At 72.5% G+C, this 19,928-nt stretch carries 20 protein-coding genes; 9 read left to right on the top strand and 11 right to left on the bottom strand.

Annotation, left to right across the window (positions count from 1 at the left end):
• Positions 1-239: 239 nt before the first annotated feature.
• The 4 genes from SMA5143A_RS43920 to SMA5143A_RS17335 all read left to right on the top strand — a co-directional run bounded on the left by SMA5143A_RS43920 (position 240) and on the right by SMA5143A_RS17335 (position 3,387).
• Complete coding sequence (locus tag SMA5143A_RS43920) at positions 240-566, top strand: hypothetical protein (RefSeq protein WP_258193571.1); 327 nt, start codon at positions 240-242, stop codon at positions 564-566.
• 225 nt (positions 567-791) lie between these two features.
• Positions 792-2,426, top strand: coding sequence for a SulP family inorganic anion transporter (locus tag SMA5143A_RS17325; protein ID WP_107463886.1), 1,635 nt, complete (start codon positions 792-794; stop codon positions 2,424-2,426).
• The gene (locus SMA5143A_RS17330) at positions 2,423-2,848 is read left to right on the top strand and encodes an ATP-binding protein (protein WP_107463811.1); all 426 of its coding nucleotides are present in this window, start codon (positions 2,423-2,425) and stop codon (positions 2,846-2,848) included. The genes SMA5143A_RS17325 and SMA5143A_RS17330 overlap by 4 nt, the downstream gene beginning before the upstream one ends.
• A gap of 188 nt (positions 2,849-3,036) precedes the next feature.
• Positions 3,037-3,387: an ArsR/SmtB family transcription factor gene (locus SMA5143A_RS17335; protein ID WP_055542578.1), complete on the top strand. Its 351-nt coding sequence runs from the start codon at positions 3,037-3,039 to the stop codon at positions 3,385-3,387.
• A 208-nt stretch (positions 3,388-3,595) separates the two neighbouring features.
• On the opposite strand, the gene SMA5143A_RS17340 is transcribed toward SMA5143A_RS17335, so the two are convergent.
• Entirely contained in the window at positions 3,596-4,528 is a 933-nt protein-coding gene (locus SMA5143A_RS17340; RefSeq protein ID WP_107463812.1) for a pyridoxamine 5'-phosphate oxidase family protein, read from the bottom strand.
• A gap of 99 nt (positions 4,529-4,627) precedes the next feature.
• On the bottom strand, positions 4,628-4,939 hold the full coding sequence (locus tag SMA5143A_RS17345) for a DUF1876 domain-containing protein (protein WP_107463887.1): 312 nt from the start codon (positions 4,937-4,939) through the stop codon (positions 4,628-4,630).
• A 596-nt stretch (positions 4,940-5,535) separates the two neighbouring features.
• On the opposite strand from SMA5143A_RS17345, the gene SMA5143A_RS17350 reads away from it, so the two are divergent.
• Complete coding sequence (locus SMA5143A_RS17350) at positions 5,536-6,192, top strand: DUF4389 domain-containing protein (protein ID WP_107463813.1); 657 nt, start codon at positions 5,536-5,538, stop codon at positions 6,190-6,192.
• Between the two features lie 98 nt (positions 6,193-6,290).
• On the opposite strand, the gene SMA5143A_RS17355 is transcribed toward SMA5143A_RS17350, so the two are convergent.
• Positions 6,291-6,914 carry a calcium-binding protein gene (locus SMA5143A_RS17355; RefSeq protein ID WP_107463814.1) on the bottom strand — a complete coding sequence of 208 codons (624 nt, stop codon included), beginning with the start codon at positions 6,912-6,914 and terminating at the stop codon, positions 6,291-6,293.
• Positions 6,915-7,168: 254 nt separating this feature from the next.
• Here SMA5143A_RS17355 and SMA5143A_RS17360 point away from each other — a divergent pair, with 254 nt between their 5' ends.
• Entirely contained in the window at positions 7,169-8,428 is a 1,260-nt protein-coding gene (locus tag SMA5143A_RS17360; protein WP_181361896.1) for an MFS transporter, read from the top strand.
• A 24-nt stretch (positions 8,429-8,452) separates the two neighbouring features.
• On the opposite strand, the gene SMA5143A_RS17365 is transcribed toward SMA5143A_RS17360, so the two are convergent.
• From SMA5143A_RS17365 to SMA5143A_RS17405, 8 genes are all read right to left on the bottom strand, one after another.
• Positions 8,453-9,256 carry a VOC family protein gene (locus tag SMA5143A_RS17365; RefSeq protein ID WP_107463816.1) on the bottom strand — a complete coding sequence of 268 codons (804 nt, stop codon included), beginning with the start codon at positions 9,254-9,256 and terminating at the stop codon, positions 8,453-8,455.
• 236 nt (positions 9,257-9,492) lie between these two features.
• A complete protein-coding gene (locus tag SMA5143A_RS17370) occupies positions 9,493-10,053 on the bottom strand; it encodes a snapalysin family zinc-dependent metalloprotease (RefSeq protein ID WP_107463817.1) in 561 nt (186 codons plus the stop codon).
• Between the two features lie 231 nt (positions 10,054-10,284).
• Positions 10,285-11,322 carry a LacI family DNA-binding transcriptional regulator gene (locus tag SMA5143A_RS17375; protein WP_107463818.1) on the bottom strand — a complete coding sequence of 346 codons (1,038 nt, stop codon included), beginning with the start codon at positions 11,320-11,322 and terminating at the stop codon, positions 10,285-10,287.
• A 540-nt stretch (positions 11,323-11,862) separates the two neighbouring features.
• Positions 11,863-12,513, bottom strand: coding sequence for a restriction endonuclease (locus SMA5143A_RS17380; RefSeq protein ID WP_308812036.1), 651 nt, complete (start codon positions 12,511-12,513; stop codon positions 11,863-11,865).
• 621 nt (positions 12,514-13,134) lie between these two features.
• Positions 13,135-15,546 carry a protein translocase subunit SecD gene (gene secD, locus SMA5143A_RS17390; protein WP_107463821.1) on the bottom strand — a complete coding sequence of 804 codons (2,412 nt, stop codon included), beginning with the start codon at positions 15,544-15,546 and terminating at the stop codon, positions 13,135-13,137.
• A 72-nt stretch (positions 15,547-15,618) separates the two neighbouring features.
• Entirely contained in the window at positions 15,619-16,023 is a 405-nt protein-coding gene (locus SMA5143A_RS17395; RefSeq protein WP_107463822.1) for a hypothetical protein, read from the bottom strand.
• Between the two features lie 204 nt (positions 16,024-16,227).
• On the bottom strand, positions 16,228-17,013 hold the full coding sequence (locus SMA5143A_RS17400; protein WP_107463823.1) for a response regulator: 786 nt from the start codon (positions 17,011-17,013) through the stop codon (positions 16,228-16,230).
• Positions 16,988-17,968, bottom strand: coding sequence for a HAMP domain-containing sensor histidine kinase (locus SMA5143A_RS17405; RefSeq protein WP_107463888.1), 981 nt, complete (start codon positions 17,966-17,968; stop codon positions 16,988-16,990). Before SMA5143A_RS17405 ends, SMA5143A_RS17400 begins: the two co-directional genes overlap by 26 nt.
• A gap of 360 nt (positions 17,969-18,328) precedes the next feature.
• On the opposite strand from SMA5143A_RS17405, the gene SMA5143A_RS17410 reads away from it, so the two are divergent.
• Genes SMA5143A_RS17410 through SMA5143A_RS17420 form a run of 3 tightly spaced genes read left to right on the top strand, consistent with a single transcriptional unit; the run spans position 18,329 to position 19,923 of the window.
• Positions 18,329-18,700 carry a TraR/DksA family transcriptional regulator gene (locus SMA5143A_RS17410; RefSeq protein ID WP_107463824.1) on the top strand — a complete coding sequence of 124 codons (372 nt, stop codon included), beginning with the start codon at positions 18,329-18,331 and terminating at the stop codon, positions 18,698-18,700.
• Between the two features lie 54 nt (positions 18,701-18,754).
• The gene (locus tag SMA5143A_RS17415; RefSeq protein WP_107463825.1) at positions 18,755-19,123 is read left to right on the top strand and encodes a TraR/DksA family transcriptional regulator; all 369 of its coding nucleotides are present in this window, start codon (positions 18,755-18,757) and stop codon (positions 19,121-19,123) included.
• Positions 19,120-19,923 (top strand): rod shape-determining protein, encoded by an 804-nt coding sequence (locus tag SMA5143A_RS17420; protein ID WP_107463826.1) that lies wholly within the window; start codon positions 19,120-19,122, stop codon positions 19,921-19,923. Before SMA5143A_RS17415 ends, SMA5143A_RS17420 begins: the two co-directional genes overlap by 4 nt.
• The last annotated feature ends 5 nt before the right edge of the window (positions 19,924-19,928 follow it).

Below are 19,928 nucleotides of genomic sequence, written 5' to 3' on the forward strand. Positions count from 1 at the left end.
CAGGCGCTGGACGCGGACGTGTTGTTCGCCTCCTGACGGACTCGTGGCCCTCGTACAGGTCCGGAGCGCGACGGCCCGTCCGCACGAGAGGCGCGGCGGCGGCCGAACTCACGGCCCCGCGCGGGAACAAGACCCGTCCGCAGGGCGCTGTTCCGGATACCCCGACCGGTATCGCGACCTTCAGGGCGAAGCCCGCGCGGAGGGGTTTCCATCGCGGCTCGGAGGTAGGTGTGAGACCCATGACGGCTCCAGGGCAGGAGCGGCATTCACCGGGTGACCAGCCCCCGTTGGTGACGTCCTGCGGGCGCAGGATCACGGTGAGGTGCCTGACGCTGACGGCGGCCCGGCCGATCACCCGGGTGACCCTGCGCGTGGGGCCGGACCAGGGTGACGAACCCGGTGTCTGGGCCGCGCTGACGGCCGAGGAGGCCCGCGAACTCGCCCACCGACTCCTCGCCCAGGCCACCCGGGCCGAGTCCGCCGCCGGAACCGGCGTCGGAGCTGCCACAGCTACCGCCAGTGCCGGAGCCGGAGCCGGAGCCGGAGCCGGAGCCGCCCTAGGGTGAACCGGGGGCTCCCCCCTCTCCTCCCCCATCCTCACCTGCGGAATTGCAAAATTTAGCAATTCACTAGATGCTGTGTTGCCGTGCCCGTGGTCCGCCGGGCGCGGCGCATGGGGCCGCTCCGAAGTCGGGGCGCCGCAGGGAAGCCGAGGAGTCGTGTCCGTTCCGCTGTACCAGGCCGCGGCGCGGCTCACCGCGCTGCTGCCCTCGCGCGCCGACCTGGCGGCCATGGGGCGCTCTCCGAGACGGGATCTGCTCGCGGGGCTCACCGTGGCGATCGTGGCCCTGCCGCTCGCGCTCGGCTTCGGTGTCTCCTCGGGTCTCGGGGCCGAGGCGGGACTGGCGACCGCCGTCGTGGCCGGTGCGCTCGCCGCCCTGTTCGGCGGTTCCGACCTCCAGGTGTCCGGGCCGACCGGTGCGATGACCGTGGTGCTGGTGCCGATCGTCGGCGAGTACGGGACGACGGGTGTGCTCACCGTCGGGCTGATGGCCGGCGTGATGCTCATGGCCCTGGCCGCGCTGCGGGCCGGAACCTGCATGCGGTACGTACCGGCGCCCGTGGTGGAGGGCTTCACTCTCGGCATCGCCTGTGTCATCGGGCTCCAGCAGGTGCCCCAGGCGCTCGGTGTGCCCGCGCCCGACGGCGACCGGGTGCTGGTGGTGGCGTGGCGGGCCGTAGCGGAGTTCGCGGGGAACCCGAACTGGATCGCGGTCGGCCTCGCGGTGTCCGTCGCCGTCATCATGCTGGCGGGCGCCCGCCTGTGGCCGACCGTCCCGTTCTCCCTCGTCGCCGTCGTCGCGGCCACCGTCGTCGCCCAGATCGCGGACCTCGACGCGGCGCCCATCGGTGATCTCCCGTCCGGACTGCCCGCGCCCTCGCTCGGCTTCCTCGATCCGGGCGCGCTCGGCTCTCTGCTCGCCCCGGCCGTGGCCGTGGCGGCGCTCGCGGCTCTGGAGTCCCTGTTGTCGGCCTCGGTGGCGGACGGCATGACGGTGGGGCGACGGCACGACCCCGACCGTGAGCTGTTCGGCCAGGGGCTGGCCAATCTCGCGGCCCCGCTGTTCGGCGGGGTGCCCGCGACCGGAGCGATCGCGCGGACCGCCGTCAACGTCCGTACGGGCGCCGGTTCCCGGCTGGCGGCCCTGACCCATGCCGCGATCCTCGCCGTGATCGTCTTCGCGGCGGCGCCCCTGGTGGCGAGGATCCCGCTCGCGGCCCTGGCCGGGGTGCTGCTGGCGACGGCGGTCCGGATGGTCGAGGTCGGTTCGCTGCGGGCGATGGCCCGCGCGACCCGCTCGGACGCGTTGATCCTCGTCCTCACCGCGGTCGCGACCCTCGCCCTGGACCTCGTGTACGCGGTGATCATCGGTCTGGCGGTGGCGGGAGCGCTCGCCCTGCGTGCCGTCGCCCAGCAGGCCCGTCTGGACCGGGTGCCGCTCGACCGGGGCGACCACAGCGCCGAGGAGCACGCCCTGCTCGCCGAGCACATCGTGGCGTACCGCATCGACGGGCCGCTGTTCTTCGCCGCCGCGCACCGCTTCCTGCTGGAGCTGACCGAGGTGGCCGACGTACGGGTCGTCATCCTGCGCATGTCCCGCGTGTCCACGATGGATGCCACGGGTGCCCTCGTGCTGAAGGACGCGGTGGAGAGGCTGACGCGGCGCGGCATTCTCGTCCTGGCCTCCGGGATACGGCCCGGTCAGCGCCGGGTCCTGGACTCCGTCGGCGCGCTGGAGCCGCTGCGGCACGACGGCCGGGAGTACGCCTCCACCCCGGAGGCGATCCGGGCGGCCCGCCACCATCTGGAGACGGCCGGGATCCTGCCCGCGGACACGGGCCGGGGACGGACGGTACGGGGATGACCACACGACTGGACGCGCTGCCGCACCGGCATGTGCTCACCCTGCCGGCCATGCCGGCCGCCGTCCGCCTGGCCCGGGAGACCGCCGAGCAGGCCCTGACCGAATGGGGGATCGGGTTGCGCCACCCCACTGTGGACCCGGCCCTGCTGATCCTCGCCGAGCTGGTGGCCAACAGCGTCCGGCACGCGGCCCTGCTGTCACCGCAGCTGACCGTGATCTACGCGACGGACCGGGACCGGCTGGCCCTCGCCGTCCACGACCGCCACCCGTACCAGCCCCCGTTGTACGGCGCTCTCGCCGGCAACAACACCGGAGGGCTGGCCACCGTCATGGAACTGACGCTCGGTCTGGGCGGCACCGCCGTCATCGACCCGGACACCGACGGGAACGGCAAGAGCATATGGATCACCCTGCCCCTGTGAACGCGGTACGGGCGACTGACTCGGCGGCTGCGGCGCCGCGTCCGGCTGCTCTGTTTCTTCCCCGCGGTTTCGGCGTGGTCGGCGCGGCAGGCGAGGATGGACCGCATGTTCCTGACGAGTGAGTGGATGCGACCCGCCGGGCCCCTGCCGGTGAGACCGTGCGGACGCGTCGAGGAGGCGACGGCACGATGAGTACGCCGCTATACCAACTGAAGGCCGAGTTCTTCAAGACGCTGGGCCACCCGGCCCGCATCCGGGTCCTGGAACTGCTGAGCGAGCGTGAGCACGCGGTCGCGGAGATGCTGCCCGAGGTGGGCATCGAGCCCGCCCATCTGTCCCAGCAGCTCGCGGTACTGCGCCGCGCCAACCTGGTCAAGAACCGCAAGGAGGGCTCGACGGTGTACTACTCGCTGACCAGCCCCGACGTCGCCGAACTGCTGCGGGTGGCACGGACCATCCTCTCCGGGGTGCTCGCCGGGCAGGCCGAACTGCTGGCCGACCTCCAGGCCGCGCAGAGCGAGGGAAAACCACCCTCGTGACAGTGGTCCCGCCGTCGTGAACCGTGGAACGGAGGCAGGAGCGGAGCGGCCGGGCTCGGCCCCTGGGCCGGCGCACGCGCGAGGGCCGGGCCCGGCCCAGGGCGGGCGTCGGCATGGGGGCCGGGGGCCGCCCGTAGCGGCCGGGCGTCCCCCGGGCACCGATTCGCGGCGGTTCAACGGGGCTCGGGGAACCGTCGGCGGCCTCGGCTCACTGCTCCGCCGGGACGATGCGGCGCCCCGTGACGCGGGTGGGGCGGATCGCCACCCACATCTCGCGGACGCCTCCGGCCCAGGGCGTGGAGTGGGCCCCCTCCACCAGCCGACGCACCTCGTCGGGGTCGGTGACCACCCGCGCGGTTCCGACGGCGAGGACGCTCCAGCCCCGGCTCATCGCCTCGTCCACATGGTCGACCTCGAAGGCCACCTCCGACCCGACGGCCGCCGCCGGGACCGACTCCGGCGCGGTACGGAACGCGATCGTGTCGCCGACGACCTCGTAGTTCACCGGGACCACCGCCGGGCCCCCGGCCGACGAGACCGCCACCCGACCCACACCGTGGGTGGACAGCAGGGCGCGGCACTCGTCGGGGTCGAGGGTGACCAGCCGGGGGTGCGGGAGCGCCTGGCCCTGGCCGGGCGGCGCGTCGACGCCGGCGCCGCGCAGGGCCGCGACGGTCGTGTCCAGGGCGTCGGCCAGGCCGATGAGGCTGGCCTTGGTCGGGTCGGCCGGCTGTTCCTCCAGGTAGGCCAGGTACTCCGGTGCCATTCCGGCACGGCGGGCCGCCTCTTCGCGGGTCAGCCCCATGCGGAGCCGTTCGGCCGCGACACGACGGCCGATGTCACCCGGGTTGGGCGGCATGCCCGACGGGGTCTCGGGAGCGCCCGTGCCCGTGCGCGGCTCGTGCACGGGCGGCGCGGGCGACCGGGACGGCTCTCGTCCGCCGCCGGGCCGGTGTTCGATGTGGTGGACGTGTGCGTCCGGGCCGGGGAAGACGAGGGTCACCTCGTCCGTGTCCGACCACCGCACGTCGTAGGGGGGCGTCCCGTCCTCGTGGTGGAGTCCCACGATCTCGCCGTCGCGCCGGGTGGTGCCGGTGGTGGTGCTCTCGACCACGAGTTGGTCACCGAGTTGAGCTCGCATGATGGCCGCCGTTTCGTCGTATGCCGGTGTGTTCGGCCCGGCCCGCCCATGCCCTCGGCGGGGCGGGCGGCCCCGCCGTGCGGACGGGCACGGCCGTCGTCACCCTGTCGGCGGTTGGTCGGGCAGCGGCCAGCCGGTCTCCGGAAGGTCGCCGCGCCCGGTCCCGGCCGCGCCCACGCTCTCGATGTCCTGGGCGGCGAAGCGCACCAACTGCCGGCCAAGGTCGTGCAGGGCCCTGCCCGCGGCGAGCTCGTCACCGATCTCCGGCACGTCCATGTCATCGGGGCTGCGGTGGGCCACGCCCTGTCCGACGAGCTCCGTGGTCCCGGTGTCGAGCAGCACGCGCGCCTTCGTCGTCCCCTCCTCCTCGAAGAGTTGGAGACGGACTTTCCATTCCACGGTATGGGCCATCACGGTCCTCCTCATCTCGGTGCGGGGCGCCCGGAGGCGGTCGCCCACTCCGTGCGCTCACGCGGGTCGGCGGCGGACGGGCCGAGGAGGTGGTCGGCGAGCACGGCGCGGGACCTCCTCGGCGAGTGCGGTCAGCCGCCACCATCACCGTCTCCAGCATCGGCGCGCCGCGCGACGGCGGCCACTCGCGTGCAGGGGATCGGGAGCAGGCTGCTGCTGCGGAGCGGACAGGGAGACGGGCACGTCGACCGGTGGTCCGCGACCCGGCCTCTCCCCCGAGCAGACCGTGACAGCGGAGGACGCTGCGGCGGCTCCGTCCATGCACAACGCCCGTGCGACGGGTTTCGTGCAGATGGTCATCCGGCTCGGCTACGGCCCCTCGCGCCCGGCGACCCCGCGCCGCCCGGTGACCGAGGTGCTCACCCTCGGCTGAGGCGGACGTACCCGCTGCTCGGCCGCCCTGCCCTCTCAGCCCATGTGCGCGTGTCGGCCCGTGACCGGAAGCTGGAGTGGAGGCCCCGGACAGGGCATCTGATCTCCCCACCGCCGGGACTCCCGGAAGTGACCGTCGCCGAACGACGAAGGGATCGGTCCACATGAGCACGGAGTTCATCGCGTCCCCTCACCCCGCCCGACTGAGCGCGCGGCTCGACACCCCGCTCTCGCGGTGGCTGTGGCTGGTGAAGTGGCTGTTGGCGTTCCCCCACTACGTCGTCCTGGCGTTCCTCTGGGTGGCGTTCACGGTGGTCGGTGTCATCGCATTCTTCGCGATCCTGTTCACCGGCCGCTACCCTCGGTCGTTGTTCGACTTCAACGTCGGTGTCCTGCGCTGGAGTTGGCGAGTGGCCTACTACGCGTACGGCGGCCTGGGCACGGACCGCTACCCGCCGTTCACCCTCGCCGACGTCCCCGACTATCCGACCCACTGGGACGTGGCGTACCCGGAACAGCTCTCCCGTGGTCTGGTCCTGGTGAAGTGGTGGCTGCTGGCGATCCCGCAGTATCTGGTGCTGGGGTTCCTGCTGGGCGGCGTACACATGGCGTGGTTCTCGGGAGGGCTCATCGGTCTGCTGGTGCTGTTCGCCGGCATCGCCCTGGCCGCGACGGACCGGTATCCGCGCGGCCTCTTCGACCTGGTGATAGGGCTGAACCGCTGGGTGCTGCGGGTGGCCGCCTACGTCGCCCTGCTCACGGATGTGTATCCGCCCTTCCGACTCGACCAGGGCGGCGAGGAGCCCGCTCCGCGTCCTTGACCTCGAGAGCGTCGACGCGGGCCGGCGGCGAAGAGCGACACCCGTCGCCGGCCGGCCCTTGGCCCCTCGTACCCCGACCGCGTGACGGCCCGTGGTCGTCAGCGTTCGCAGCTGTCCTTCAGGTCGTTGGCGTCCCCCGTGCAGGTGTCGGTGCCAAAGTCCCCGAAGGAGCGGTCGTTGCCGGCCGAGAAGTCACCGGCGTCCAGGCGGTCGTCGCCGTCCCTGCCGAACATGACGTCGTCCCCGGCGCCACCGGTGATGTTGTCGACCCCGGCCCCGCCGAAGACGGTGTCGTGTCCGGCCTGACCGTTGAGGAAGGTCCTCGCGGTGGCCCTGTAGTCGATCGTGATGATGTCGTCGCCCGAGCCCCCGCTGATGTCGGCGGGGATGCTGCCGGTCACGAGGACGATGTCGCCGAGGTCGCCCATGTCGAGCGTGAGGGTGCGGTTGCCGTACGGGCAGGTGACGGTGTCGCGGTCGACCTGGGTGCAACCGGATCCCGCGGTGACGGCGTCGCCGCCGTCGCTGATGGTCACGGTGCTGCCCGAGCGGGTGACGGAGAGGTCGTTCGCCTTTCCGGCCACGGCGTTGACATGGATGCGGACCGAGTCCACCCGTACGCCGGTCGCGGCGTGGGCCTGCCCCGCCGACAGCACCGTGGCCGCGCCGAGTGCCAGGGCCGTGACACCGGCCTGCATCGCGTTGCGCATGGAGATCTTCAATGCTCCTCCTGTTCCCCCCTGATGAACCTGGGCTGGTCCAGCCCGTGAGCCATCCTGGGCGGGAGCGGGGGATGACACATGGGGGCCCAGCCCCCAATTAGCGGGCCTGCGACACGCCTCCTCCTGCCCTCCTCAGTGCCCTCCTCCACGCCTCCTCCACGCTCTCCTCCACGCGCCCGAGTTCCATGCCCCCGGGCCCCTTGAATCATCAAACGGAGTTGTACGTTCTTTATATTCTGTACATAATCTGCCTCGTGAGTCAGCCCCTGCGCCGCAACCGCGACTTCGTCCTGCTCTGGAGCGCCGCCCTGTCCTCGACGCTGGGCGCCCAGGTCGCCTCCGTCGCCTATCCCCTGCTGGCGCTCCAACTGACCGGCTCGGCCGTGCAGGCCGGTCTGATCGGTTCCACGGCCATGGCCGCCGGTATCGCGCTGCGCCTGCCCGCGGGCGCTCTGGTCGACCGGTGGGACCGGCGGCGCACGATGCTCGTCTGCGATCTGGTGCGGGCCGTGCTCGTCGCCGGCACGGTCACCGGTTCACTGCTCGGCTTCCTCGACTGGCGGATGCTCCTGGGCGTGGCGGTGGTCAGCGGTGTCTGCGGGGTGTTCTTCGAGCCCGCTGAGACAGCACTGCTACGGCGTGTGGTCCCCGCCGAGCACCTGCCCCAGGCCCTGGCGCACAACGAGGCACGTCAGTACGGAGCCACGATCGTCGGACCCCCGCTGGGCGGCCTGCTGTTCAACCTGGGGCGGACGGTTCCCCTCGCCGGTGAGCTCCTGGCCCACCTGCTGTCCTTCGCCGCGGTCCTCGCCGTGAAGTCCCCGAAGTCCCCGGCCGCGACCGCCACCACCCCCACCGCCCGTACCGCCCCCTCAGCCCCGGGCCGCCCGCGCTCCCTCCTGCGCGACATCGCCGAGGGTCTGCGCTGGACGTGGCGGCAACGGTTCCTGCGCGTCCTGCTGGTGACGGCCGCGGGCTTCGGACTCGTGTTCTCCGCGCTGACCTTCACCGCGATCGTCGCCGCCCGGCGGAGCGGCGCCACGCCGGCCGACATCGGCCTGATGATGGCGATCTCCGGCGCCGGAGGGCTGCTGGGCGCGCTGGCCGCTCCCCGGCTGCAACGACGCAGCCCCACGTCCGTCGTGCTGGCGATGTTCTGGGTCGCCGCCGCGGCGATCCCCGCGATGGCCCTCCGGCCGACCGCGTGGACCATCGGCCCCCTGCTGGCCGCCGCGTTCTTCCTGGCTCCGGCGGCCAACGCGATTCTGTACACCTATCAGATGACCATCACACCGGATCACTTGCAGGGCAGGGTGCTCAGCAGCCTCGCGCTCATCGGCGGTGCGGCGGCCCCGGTCGGGCCGCTCGCCTCGGGACTGGTCCTGGATCACTGGGGTGTGAGGGCCGCCCTGCTGTCGATCGCGTCCGTCATGGGACTCGTGGCCCTGGGAGCCACCTGGAGCCGCACCGTCCGGCACCTGCCCCCGCTGGACCGGGCGAGGGCCGTGGGGTGAGCCGAGTCGGCCCGCCCCGCGCGATCAGTTCGGGGCCGGGGTGAGCACCACGAAGTCCGCGTTCGAGGGGTCGAGGCAGACGGCCAGACGGCCCACGCCCGGCGCGTCCTCCGGTCCCATCTGCACGCTGCCGCCGTTCGCGGTGACCGCGGCGACCGCCGCGTCGCAGTCGGCGACGGCGAACACCGGGTGCCAGTACGGCCGCCCGTCCGTCAGCGTCAGATCCCCCTTGCCGAGCTGCATGAGGCCGCCCTGCATGCGTTCCTCGGGGAGCCCGGCGGGCGTGATGAGGGTGTACGTGCCTCCGCCGCCCGGCATCTCCATCTCGCCGAACCGCCAGTCGAAGACCTTGCCGTAGAACTCCTTGGCGGCCGCGGCGTCGCTCGTGTACAGCTCGGTCCACGACAGCGAGCCTGGCTCGTCGGCGAGTTCGAAGCCCGCGTTCTTCCCCGGCTGCCACACCGCGAACTGACCGCCCAGGGGGTCGTTGTACTGGGCCATCCGGCCCCAGTCGCCGAGGTCCCTCGGCGCCACCCGCACCGTGCCGCCGGCCTCCTCGACCGTGCGGGTCGTGGCGTCCGCGTCGGTCACGGTGTAGTAGATCATCCAGGCGGAACGGGCGCCCTCCTCGGTCAGCTTGCCGAGTCCGGCGACGACCTTGCCGTCCTTCCGGAACATGCCGCCCTCCATGTCCTCGCCCTCGACCTCCCCCATGGGCTCGTACTCCCAGCCGAGCACCGCCCCGTAGAAGGCCGCGGTGGCCCGGACGTCGGGGGCACCGAGATCCAGCCAGCAGGGGGAGCCCGGAGTGAGGTCAGTGGTGATCACGGCAAGTCCCTTTCTCAAGTCCTTGGGACTCACCCTGGCACCGGACGCGGCCGAGCGCGCGTCGACCGCCGCGTGGGACCGCTACGGGGCGATGTCTCGCCGTGAGGAGGTACGCCGGGCCGCACGCCCGCCGTATGGCCTCCGGCGGGCGTACGACTGGGGTCCGTTGGCGCTCGCGGTCACCGTGTGCGTGGGCAGCGGACCACCGGCGCTCCTCCCGAGTGGCGGGGCAAGCGTCAGTCCACGATGACCCCCGCCCGCACGGTCGGGGCCGGTCCCACGAGCGCGCCGCCGAAGTTGCCCTCGACCTCAGCCTTCTCCGCGGCGTTCGGGTACGGGTTCGTGCAGGCGGTGCCCGCGCTGGACCCGGACATCAGGCTGGAGCACGGTCCGGGCTTGCGGTCGGGGAGTCCCAGGATGTGGCCCAGTTCATGGGCGGAGATGCGAATGGTGTTGTAGCCCTGGTCGACGGCCTGGCGTCCCATGTAGACGGTTCCGTTGCCGAGGGAGGTGGTGAGGGCGCGCGGCCAGCCGTTGTCCGCGACGACCCGGATGTTCGCGCGTTGCCCGGTGGCGGCCGGCCGCAGTTCGACGGCGTCGACGCTCTCGTTCCAGATCGCCGCGCCCCGGTCCACCGCGCTCCTGAACTCCGCGGAGCCGCTGGCGTCGTAGGTGAGGACGCGGGCGGCGGTGGCGTCCGCCACGGCGGGGGGAGCGGCCGCGGCCTGGCCGCCCGTGAGGGACAGGGACACCACCACGGCGGCGGCGAAGCCGCCGGTCAGCGTACGGATGTGCATGTTCGACCTCCTTGTGGGGGAAGGTAGTCGTGCTCATGACATTCTGGGGGTCACTGCCCGGCGGTGGTGAGGGCGAATCCGTCAATCTGGAGCGGCACTCGACCGGATCGTCGTCCGGGGCCCTCTCAGTGATCGGTGGGGAGTCCGCGTCGCGGGGCAGAACTGGAGACGGCGCTGCCCGGGCCTGCCGCCGGGCATCCCTCCGGCCTTGAGGGGGCTCTCACCGCAGGGTCACGTCGTGCCGCGCACACGCAGGCTCGGCGTCAGGACGATGGGGGGCGGCTGTTCGCCTGCGAGGAGTCGGTCGACCTGGTGGATCGCCAGTTCGCCCAGGCGTCGCTTGTCGAGGTGAAGGGTGGTCAGGGGCGGGTCGACCAGATCGACGACACTGAGCCCGTCGTAGCCGACCAGGGCGCAGTCGTCCGGTACTTGGACGCCGAGTCGGCGGGCGGCCCGGAGCGCGCCGATCGCGACCAGGTCGTTGAAGGCGACCACGGCGGTGAGGTCCGGGCGTGCGGCGTGCAGCGCCTCGAACGCGGCGGCGCCCCCGTCCGGGGACTGCTCACCCATGACGATCCAGTCCCCGTCGACGGGCAGACCATGTTCGCCGACGACGTCGAGGAAGGTGCGGCGGCGGAGCATCGGGGCGTTCACGCACTCGCAGTCGATCATGCCGATCCGGCGATGGCCCCGGTCGACGAGGTGCCGCATACCGGCCCGGATTCCGGCAGCGGTGTCGACGTGGACCAACGCGTGCTGCGACGAGTCCAGTCCACGATCGACCAGAACCAGCGGGACGGAGCCCACGTACGGTTCGAGCTGTGCGTCGGGGTGGCTGATGTAGCCGACCAGAGCGTCGACCTGCCGGCCGAGTGAGCGGACCAGCGCCAGTTCCCGGGACCGGTCGTTCTCGGCACTGGCCACGAGCACCTGCCAGTCACGTTCGTCCGCGGCGGCGATGACTCCCGCCACGAACTCCGGGAAGAAGGGGTTGACCACGTCGGGGACGATGAGCCCGACGGATACGACGTCCGGGCGGACCAGTCCCCGGCCGAACCGGCTGGGCCGGTACCGCAACTGCCTGGCGACATCGAGCACGCGCTGCTGGGTGCCCGGGTCGATCTCGCCCTTGCCGTTGATCGCCCGGGAGACGGTCTGGTGGGACACGCCCGCCGCCCGAGCGACGTCACGGAGCGTGACGCGCTTGACGGTGCGCGCACCCGGCGCCCGCTGGTCTTCCGTTTCCCGCTGTCCGGCCACGCTGCCCACTCACTTCTGCTCCTGTGCCACCCGGTGTCCCAGTCAATCAGGTTCACGGACCCGCTGGTCCGGCACCGCCCGACCGTTCCTCCCGCCAGGGCGAGGCAGCGTCGGCCCGCCCACGGCGGATCGTGCGCCGTCGGCGGTGGGCGTTGACGGAATCCGTTCTGTGAGCGACGATCCCGTTAGCGTTCACGTTAACGGTAACGGAGCAAGCGAGGGAGAGCACAGTGGCCACTTATCGAGGCCCCCTGCCGCACGAACCCCACCAGATGTTCCAAGGCGTGTTCCGCGGCTGGCACGAGCGGGCCGGTGTTTTTTCGGCACTGCCGGGCGCGCCGATGGAGCCGGACGACCCACAACCGTGGTGGCGCCGGCTGAGCGGCCGGAAACAGAGGCCGCTGCCGACACCCTCCACCCGCACGAACCAGTCGCCCAGGGCTACCCGCTGCGCCTGACCGGACAAGCCGAGGCCGAGCCGGAGCGGCGCAGGGTGTACCGGGCGCGCCGCGCGCACCGGCCCGCATGGCTCGGCACTCCCCCGCCCCGCTACCCGCCCGCCCTGCTCCCCGGGACCGTCTCCCAAGGGCATGGTCCGGTGCCGTCCGTCCAGCTCCTGAGATTCTCCCCGTCCACGCACACGATCCCGCACTGTTCGGCGTACTCCGCCGCCGGCGCCGTGAAGTCGCTGGTGGTGACCAGTACGGCCACATCGGCGTCGTGGACCGTGAAGCACGTGCCGCCGAAGCGCTGGAGGTCCTGGGAGCCGACGCGGTTCGATTCGCCGTAGTGCTTGCACTGGATGACGACCCGGCGCCCGTCCGGCGTCACCGCCATGACGTCGGCGCCCAAGTCCCCCGCCCCGCCCACGACTTCGACGTCCGAGCAACCGTCGCGCTCGCAGAGGGCGGCGATCGCCTCCTCGAACTCCTGCGGAGTCAGGGACTCGTAGCCGGGGTCGACCTCGACGGCGGGGCACTGTCGGGGGATCAGGTCGGTGTCCAGTTCCTCGGCCGCCTCCCTCGCCGCCTCGTCGAGCGCCGCCGCGGCCCGGCGCGCCGCCCTCGCCACGTGCAGGCGGCGGCGCAGGCCCACGAGGGCGGCGACGCCTATGACGACCAGTACCACCACCCAGCCGGGACGCCTCTCGACGGCGCCTGCCACCATGCGGGCCACCCAGCCGAGAACGCCGATCAGCACGGCCAGGATGACGAAGAACAGGGCCGTCGAGCGAAGGTCGAACCGATGTCGGCGGTGCGCAGCCGATGTTCGGCGTCGGGGCAGAGGCCGTGTGCGCGGTGTCCGAGGGCCGGGCAGAATGCGCGTGCGCAGAGTCTGACGCCCGGGCAGTGTTCGACGCGCGGGTACGGTCATTGCCAAGCCCCCCTCAGGACCGATGGGAAAGATCACTCCCCACCGTCTGCCCAAGATCACCACCTTCATCGGCGGCACCGCCCCTTCGGTGCGGGGCGTGAACGCCGCCGCCGCCGCGGTCTGAGCCCGGACGCCAGGTTCTGCGAAGCGGCCGTGCTCGCCGCTTCTCGGGGTGGGCGAGCGCCTCGTCAGCTACGTTGCCTCGCCAGGAACTCGATCAGTTCGACCTCGCTTCGTCCGAGGCGCTCCCGCTGATCGCGAGGCAGTGACGCCAAGGCGTCGACCAGGACCCGCTTTCTCGGGACGTGCACCATCGCCCCCGTGTAGATCCGGCAGCCGAGGCACCAGGCCAGTCCTACGCAGCGCTCGAACATGGGGGACTCGGGCGGATAGTGGCGGTACTGGTACGAGCGAACGGGTGTTCCGCACGTCGCGCAGATCCGTCGCTCACCGTCCTGGACCGTCTCCCAGGTTCCGACCTTGCGCCACCGATACCTGTCGTCGGGTGCTCTTCACATCGTCATGGCGGCCATCCTCCCCCACAAGACGGCCGTTTGCCGAGAATCCGTGTCCTCCCCGTGGCCGTCGCACGCGGTTCGTCGGGGTGCGGGGGTGCAGTGCCACGGCCAAGGGGGCGGCGGTGAAGACGGACGAGTACGTGCCGACGGCCAGGCCGATGAGCAGGGCGAGGGCGAAGTCGGTCAGGGCGTCGTCGGCGAGGACGGCGAGGGCGGTGAGGATGAGGGCCGCGCCCGTCCCCGTGTTGACCGTACGGGGCAGGGTCTGCAGGATCGCCCGGTTGGTCAGGCGGGCCAGGGGTGCGGTGCGGTCGCGGGCGAGGAGTTCGCGTACGCGGTCGAAGAGGACGACGGAGTCGTTGACCGAGTAGCCGATGACGGTGAGCAGGGCGGCCAGGAAGACGCCGTCGATGGGTTTGCCGAGCCAGGCGAACACTCCGGCGAGGATCAGCACGTCATGGGCGAGCGCGCCGACGGCCGCGGTGGCGAACCTCCAGCGGAAACGGAACGCCAGATAGGCGAGTTGGGCGCCGAGAGCGAGGCTGAGGGCGATGAGGGCGTTGCTGCGCAGCTCTTCCCCCAGGGTGGGGCCGATCAGTTCGTCGCGGACCTTCTCCGCGTCGCCACCGAGCCCGGCGACGGTGTCGGTCACGGCGGCCGTGTCGGTGTCCGTCAGGTCCTCGGCGCGGACCGTGAGCCGGCCGTCACCGGAGGACTGGACGAGTGCGCGTGGGAATCCGGCGTCGTCGAGGGCGGCGCGGGCCCGGTCCGGGTCCACGGGGGCGCTGGTGGTGTACTCGACGAGGCGGCCGCCGGTGAACTCGATGCCGAAGTCGAGGCCGCGCACCAGGATGCCCGAGGCCGTCACGACGAGAAGGGCGGCGGAGGCCGCCAGCCAGCGGCGCGGATGCCGCATCAGGTGCGGACCACGGCGCAGTAGACGGTCACGGACCCAGCCGGTGTGCGCGATGCCGGTGATACGGGGGCGGCGGTGGACGGCGGCGCGGCTCGCGGCGTACTCGGCGAGCACGCGGGAGATCAGCAGGGCGCTGACCATGGAGGCGAGGACGCCGATGCCGAGGGTGACGCCGAAGCCGCGCACCGGGCCGGAGGCGAAGGCGAACAGCAGGCCGGCGGCGATCAGCGTGGTGATGTTGGAGTCGGCGATGGCGCTCAACGCGCCGCGGAACCCGGCGGCCAGCGCCGAGCGGGTACTGGGGCGGTTGCGGTGGGCGTGTTCTTCGCGGGCGCGTTCGAAGACCAGGATGTTGGCGTCGACGGCCATGCCGATGGCGAGGACGAACCCGGCGAGACCGGGCAGGGTCAGCGTCGCTCCGAGCGCGGCCAGGGCGGCGTACGAGATCAGTCCGTAGCAGGTCAGGGCGAGCGTCGCGAGCAGGCCCATGAGCCGGTAGACGGCGATGACGAACAGCGCGGTCAGCGATGTGCCGATGACGGCGGCCCAGGCGGCCGCGGTGATGGCGGCGTCGCCGAGGGTGGCGCCGATGGTGCGCTGTTCGATGACCTCGACCGGTACGGGGAGGGCGCCGCCGGAGATGAGCAGGGCCAGTTCGCGGGCCTCGGCGGCGTCGAAGGAGCCGGTGATCTGCGTGGTGCCGCCGGCGATGCCGGCCCCGCAGGTCACGGCGGACGCGACCTGCGGCGACGAGATGATCTTGCCGTCGAGGACGATGGCGACCCGGCGCTGAGGGTCGCCCGCCGGGTGGCAGGCGGCGTCGGCCGTGATCCCGGTCCAGCGGTCGCGGCCGGTGTCGGTGAAGTCGATGGTGACGTGCCATCCGGCGCCGGTCTGCTGGTCGATGCGGGCGTCGGCGCTCTTGACGTCCTGACCGGTCAGCTCGGCGGCCTTCAGTCGCAGGGGCTGTCCGGTCTCGTCGGGCAGCACACGTGCGTCGGCGGGATCGGCCGGGGCCGCGGTGGTCTCGGCGTCCTCCGTGTCCTCGGCCTGGCCGAGGACTTCGTGAACGGTGAGTTGCGCGGTGCGGCCCAGGACGTCGGTGGCCTTCTTCGGGTCCTGGACGCCGGGGAGCTCGACGAGGATGCGGTGGTCGCCCGAGCGGACGAGGGTGGGTTCGGCGACGCCGAGCGCGTCGATACGGCCGCGCAGTACCTCCACGGTGCGGTCGGTGGCCTCGCGACCGGCGTCGGCGGCGGGCGTGGAACGGGTCTCCAGCACGATCTGGCTGCCCCCGCGCAGATCGAGTCCGAGACGGACCGGCACGGTCAGCGCGATGGCCAGGGATCCTGCGATCACCGCGAGGGCGAGCAGCGCACGGGTGCGCAACGAGCGCGTGCGCCGCGAGCGGTTGTGGCGTTTCAAGACAAGCCTCCGGCAGGCAGGCCGCGGCAGCCGTTGCGCGGCCGCGACGGAAAGAGGAAGGAAGGGGGTTGCTCAGATGCCGGTGGATGCCGGAGGCGCCCGGTCCCGGTCGTGGGCCGACCGGCCGGGAGAAGCGGCCTGGTACGCCGACGGGGCGGGGGCGTACGTCCCCTGGGCGGGGAGGAGCGCCGGGTCGCGGGGGTCGGTGGCGTGGTGTTCCGGGAGTGTGGGGCGCTCGCCGGGATGTCCCTGCCGGACCAGGACGTGGACCGCGCAGTCGAAGGCACAGGAGTCGTCCGCGCGGGGAGACGCGGAGTGCGCGGTGGGCGCGGTGGGCGAGGCGAGCGCGGAGGGGGAGGTGGGACCGGCGGGCGCGGACGGCGCCGGCGTCGCCGTCGTCAGGACGGCGAGGAGCAGCACCAGGGCCGCGGCGAACCACTGACCGGCGGCCCGGACGGCGCGGAGTGCCTGGCGCATGCGTCGTCCCCTTCTGGTCATGGGTGGTCGGCGTCGGGTGACAGGCCGGGAGGGAGGAGCCGCCCACGGCCGGTCCCCCGGAGGGTCGGGCCCGCCCCGTCACCGCCGGAACGGCGAAGTCGGCGGCATCAGTGTCACGCGCCGGTGAGTGCGGGCCGCCACCCCGCCACCGCCCTGGCTGGGCCGGTGCCGGACGGCGGAGGGTCAGGGTTCGATGAGTCCCGCGCGAATCGCGTACCGGGTCAGCTCCAGCCGGTCGCGCAGGCCGAGCTTCTGGAGCAGGTTCGCCCGGTGGCGGTGCACCGTCTTGATGCTGATGACGAGGATGTCGGCGATGTCCTTGGAGGAGTGGCCCTCGGCGACGAGCTTGAGGACCTCTTCCTCCCGTGGTGTGAGGAGGCTGTCGGCGTTCTCCTCACCGTGGCGGACCCGGTCGAGATAGTTGCGGATCAGGGCGGTGACCGCGCCGGGGTAGAGGAACGGCTCGTCGCGCATCGCGGCGCGGCACGCGGCGACCAGATCCCGGTCGGCGACCGACTTCAGCACATAGCCGCTGGCACCTGCCTTCAGGGCCTGGAACAGGTACTGCTCGTTGTCGTGCATGGTGAGCATGAGGATGCGTAGGCCCGGCTTGAGCGTGGCCAGCGCGCGGGTCGCCTGTAGGCCGGTCATCCGTGGCATGGCGATGTCCAGAACGGCCAGATCGATGTCCTGGCCGCGGGCCGCCTCGATGGCCTCCGCGCCGTCCCCGGCCTCCGCGACGACCCGCAGGTCAGGTTCCCGCTCCAGGATCAGGCGTACGCCGCGCCGGACGAGGGCGTGGTCGTCGGCCAGCAGGATCCGGATCGGCGTCGACGAGGCCGTGGGGCCGTGGCTGTAGGGAGCCGAGGCCGTGGTGCTGTCCGCCGGCTCGGTGGCCGAGGCCGAGGCCGTGGCGGGGGCAGGCGGCTGGGCCGCGGCGGGGTCAGGCGGCGGGACCGGGGCGGGCATGGTCACTGCTTTCTGGGGACGGGGTGGTGAGGCGGATCCGGGTTCCCGTGCCGGGGGTGGAGGTGAGGTGCAGGGCGGCTCCGGCGAGGAGGGCCCGTTCGCGCATGCCGCGGATACCGGCGCCCTCGCACGGGGCCTCGATGCCACGGCCGTCGTCGGTGATCTCCAGCACGGCCGCTTCCCCCTCGCGGCGCAGGCTCACATCGACACGGCGGGCGTCGGCGTGGCGGGCCGCGTTCGTCAGGCTCTCCTGCGCCACCCGGTACAGAACGAGTTCGCTCTCCGGGCTGAGGGCGGGCAGGTCGGTGTCGAAGCGGCGCACGACACGCAGACCGGTGTGGGTGGCGAAGTCCTGGGTGAGGGAGGTCAGGGCGCTGACCAGGCCGAGGTCGTCCAGTACACCCGGGCGCAGCCGGCGTACCAGGCGGCGGACCTCGTCGAGGCTGTCCCGGGTGATCTCCTGCGCCTGCCGCAGCTCCTCACGGAGCGGTTCGTCGGCGTCGTCGCCGGCCCGTTTGAGCACCAGCAGGATCGCGGTCATGCTCTGCCCGACCTCGTCGTGCAGTTCTTGGGCGATACGGCGGCGTTCCGCCTCCTGGGCGAGCAGGACCCGTGCGCTGGAGGTGGCGCGCTCGTGCTCCAGCCGGTCGAGCATGGCGTTGAACGTGCGGATCAGCTCGCTCACCTCGCCGCCGGCGCCGGGCACGGGCAGTCGCTGCCCGGGGCGCAGCAGGTCGACGGTGGCCATCAGCCGGGTCAGCCGGTCCAGCGGGGCCAGGCCCAGACGCAGCAGGGCGGCATTGGCGACCAGCATGACGGCGAGACCGCCCACCAGGATGATCGCCTCGGTCAGCAGGACCGGTACGGAGACGGTCACCGGAGCCCACAGCAGCAGTGCCGTAGCGGTGCCGAGCACCAGGGCGTTGAGCCCGAAGATCCGCCAGAACAGCGACACCGGGGAAACGCCTCCCTCCGTGAACCCGATCTCGTTCCCCTCCACTGTCGGTCGTCGTGGAACTCTGAGGAACAATCGAAGCCTCTGATTGTGACCGTCCTCCCCCAACTCTGCCTTGAAATCCAGGAGGAAGCGAGGGGGGATGGTGCCCATTTCAGAGGTCGACGGGTACCCATGCGTATGGGTAGCGCGGTTCCGGGGAAATGGGGCCCGCGCCCGATGGGTTCTCGGCGGGCGGACGAGCAGAGTCGAAGGTGACCGAGCCGCCCGTACGGCCGGCGCACACGGCGCCCCCGACCGTACGCCGCCGGACCGGGCGGCCGCTGTTGCGCCCGGCCCTCTTTCGTAAGGACCCTTCCCATGCCCCTCGACCCCTCCCTGACCGGCCTCGACCCCTCCCGGACCGGCCTCGCCCCCTCCCGGACCGATTCCCGTCCCGCACGCCTGACCCCGCACGACGCGCGGCAGCGTCTCGAACACGCCCGCAACAGCCGCATCGCCCAGCTCCGGGCACTGCGTGAGAGCGGGCCGAGCACGGAGGACCCCCTGATGTCGGCGCAGGCCGACGCGATCGGCAAGGTCCTCAAGGAGATCGACGCGGCGTTCGCCCGTATCGACGAGGGCACCTACGGCACGTGCGTGGGCTGTTCCGCGCCCGTCCCCGCTGAGCGCCTGGAGATCCTCCCGTACACGCGGCACTGCGTCGCCTGCCAGCGCCGCGCCGCCGCCTGACCCACCCCGCCGTCCCGCCCGTTACTGTCTCCCGCCCTGCTCACAAGGGGTGAAGTGGTGAACCACCAGACCATCGGCGTCCAGGCCACGCATCTGTCGCCCGAGGACCTCGCCGCGCTGCAGGAGAACCTGCACGAGCAACTCCTGTTCCGCCGGGAACAGCTGCGGCAGATCGCCGCGGCGTCCCGCGCCGAGGACCTGCGTCGGCGCCGCTGCCCGGCGCAGGACGAAGTCCACGTGAAGCTCGCCGCGTCCGCGCGCATGGTCCTCGCCGACGTCGAGGCGGCGCTGCGGCGCATCGCCGAGGGCCGCTACGGCACCTGTCATCTGTGCCGGCGCCCCGTCGACCGAGAACGGCTGACGGTCGTACCGCAGGCCCGCTACTGCGGGCGGTGCCAGCAGGTGCGGGAGGCCGGGCGATGACCGTCATCCGTCGTCCCCGTGCCGCGTTCCCGGCCGGGCACCGGCCCTGGCCGCGGTGCCGGCGGTGCTCCGGCCTCGCCCTCGACCTGGGCAGCCTGCGCACCCGCGCGTGGATCGCCGGCCGCGGCGTGGTCCTCGACGTGCCCACGGTGACCTGCCTGGGCGCCGACGCGGCGTACCCGATCCAGCGCGGCTCGATCGTGGACGTCCCCGGAGTGGCCCGTATGCTCGACCGGCTGCTCGGTCACCGCCTGCCCGGCCTCACTCGCCCGTTGGTGGTGGTCACGACACCCGTGCTGGACGGTCCCGTCTACCGTGAACGGGCCCGCACCGCCGTGGAGGTGCTGCGGCCACGCGCGGTGCTGACCGTGCCCACGGCCCGCGCCGTCGCTCTCGCCGCCCGGGCCGACCTGTCGCGTCCGCTGCTGGTCGTGGACATCGGTGCGCATCTCACCGAGGTCGTCCTGCTGTGTGACGGCCTGGTCTTCGACGCCCGCCGTACGGCCCTCGGCACCACCGACATCTCCCGCGCCGGTGACCCCGGGGAAATCGTTGAAGCGATCGCCACCATGGTCATCTCGATGCTCCGGCAGGACCGCACGTCCCTCGCCGCCGACGCGCTGAGCCGGGGCGTGCTCCTGGCGGGCGGTGGCGCGCTGCGCCCGGACATCACCTACCGGCTCGGCGGCAGCCTGCGCACGTCGATGCGGGTGGTCCCGGCGCCGCACACGGCCGCCCTCCGCGGCGCCGCCGCCTTCCTCCAGTCGGCGCACGCCCACCCGTCGGCCGACGGCGCGTAGGCCCC

The organism is Streptomyces sp. MA5143a, assembly GCF_900290235.1.
Lineage (GTDB): Bacteria > Actinomycetota > Actinomycetes > Streptomycetales > Streptomycetaceae > Streptomyces.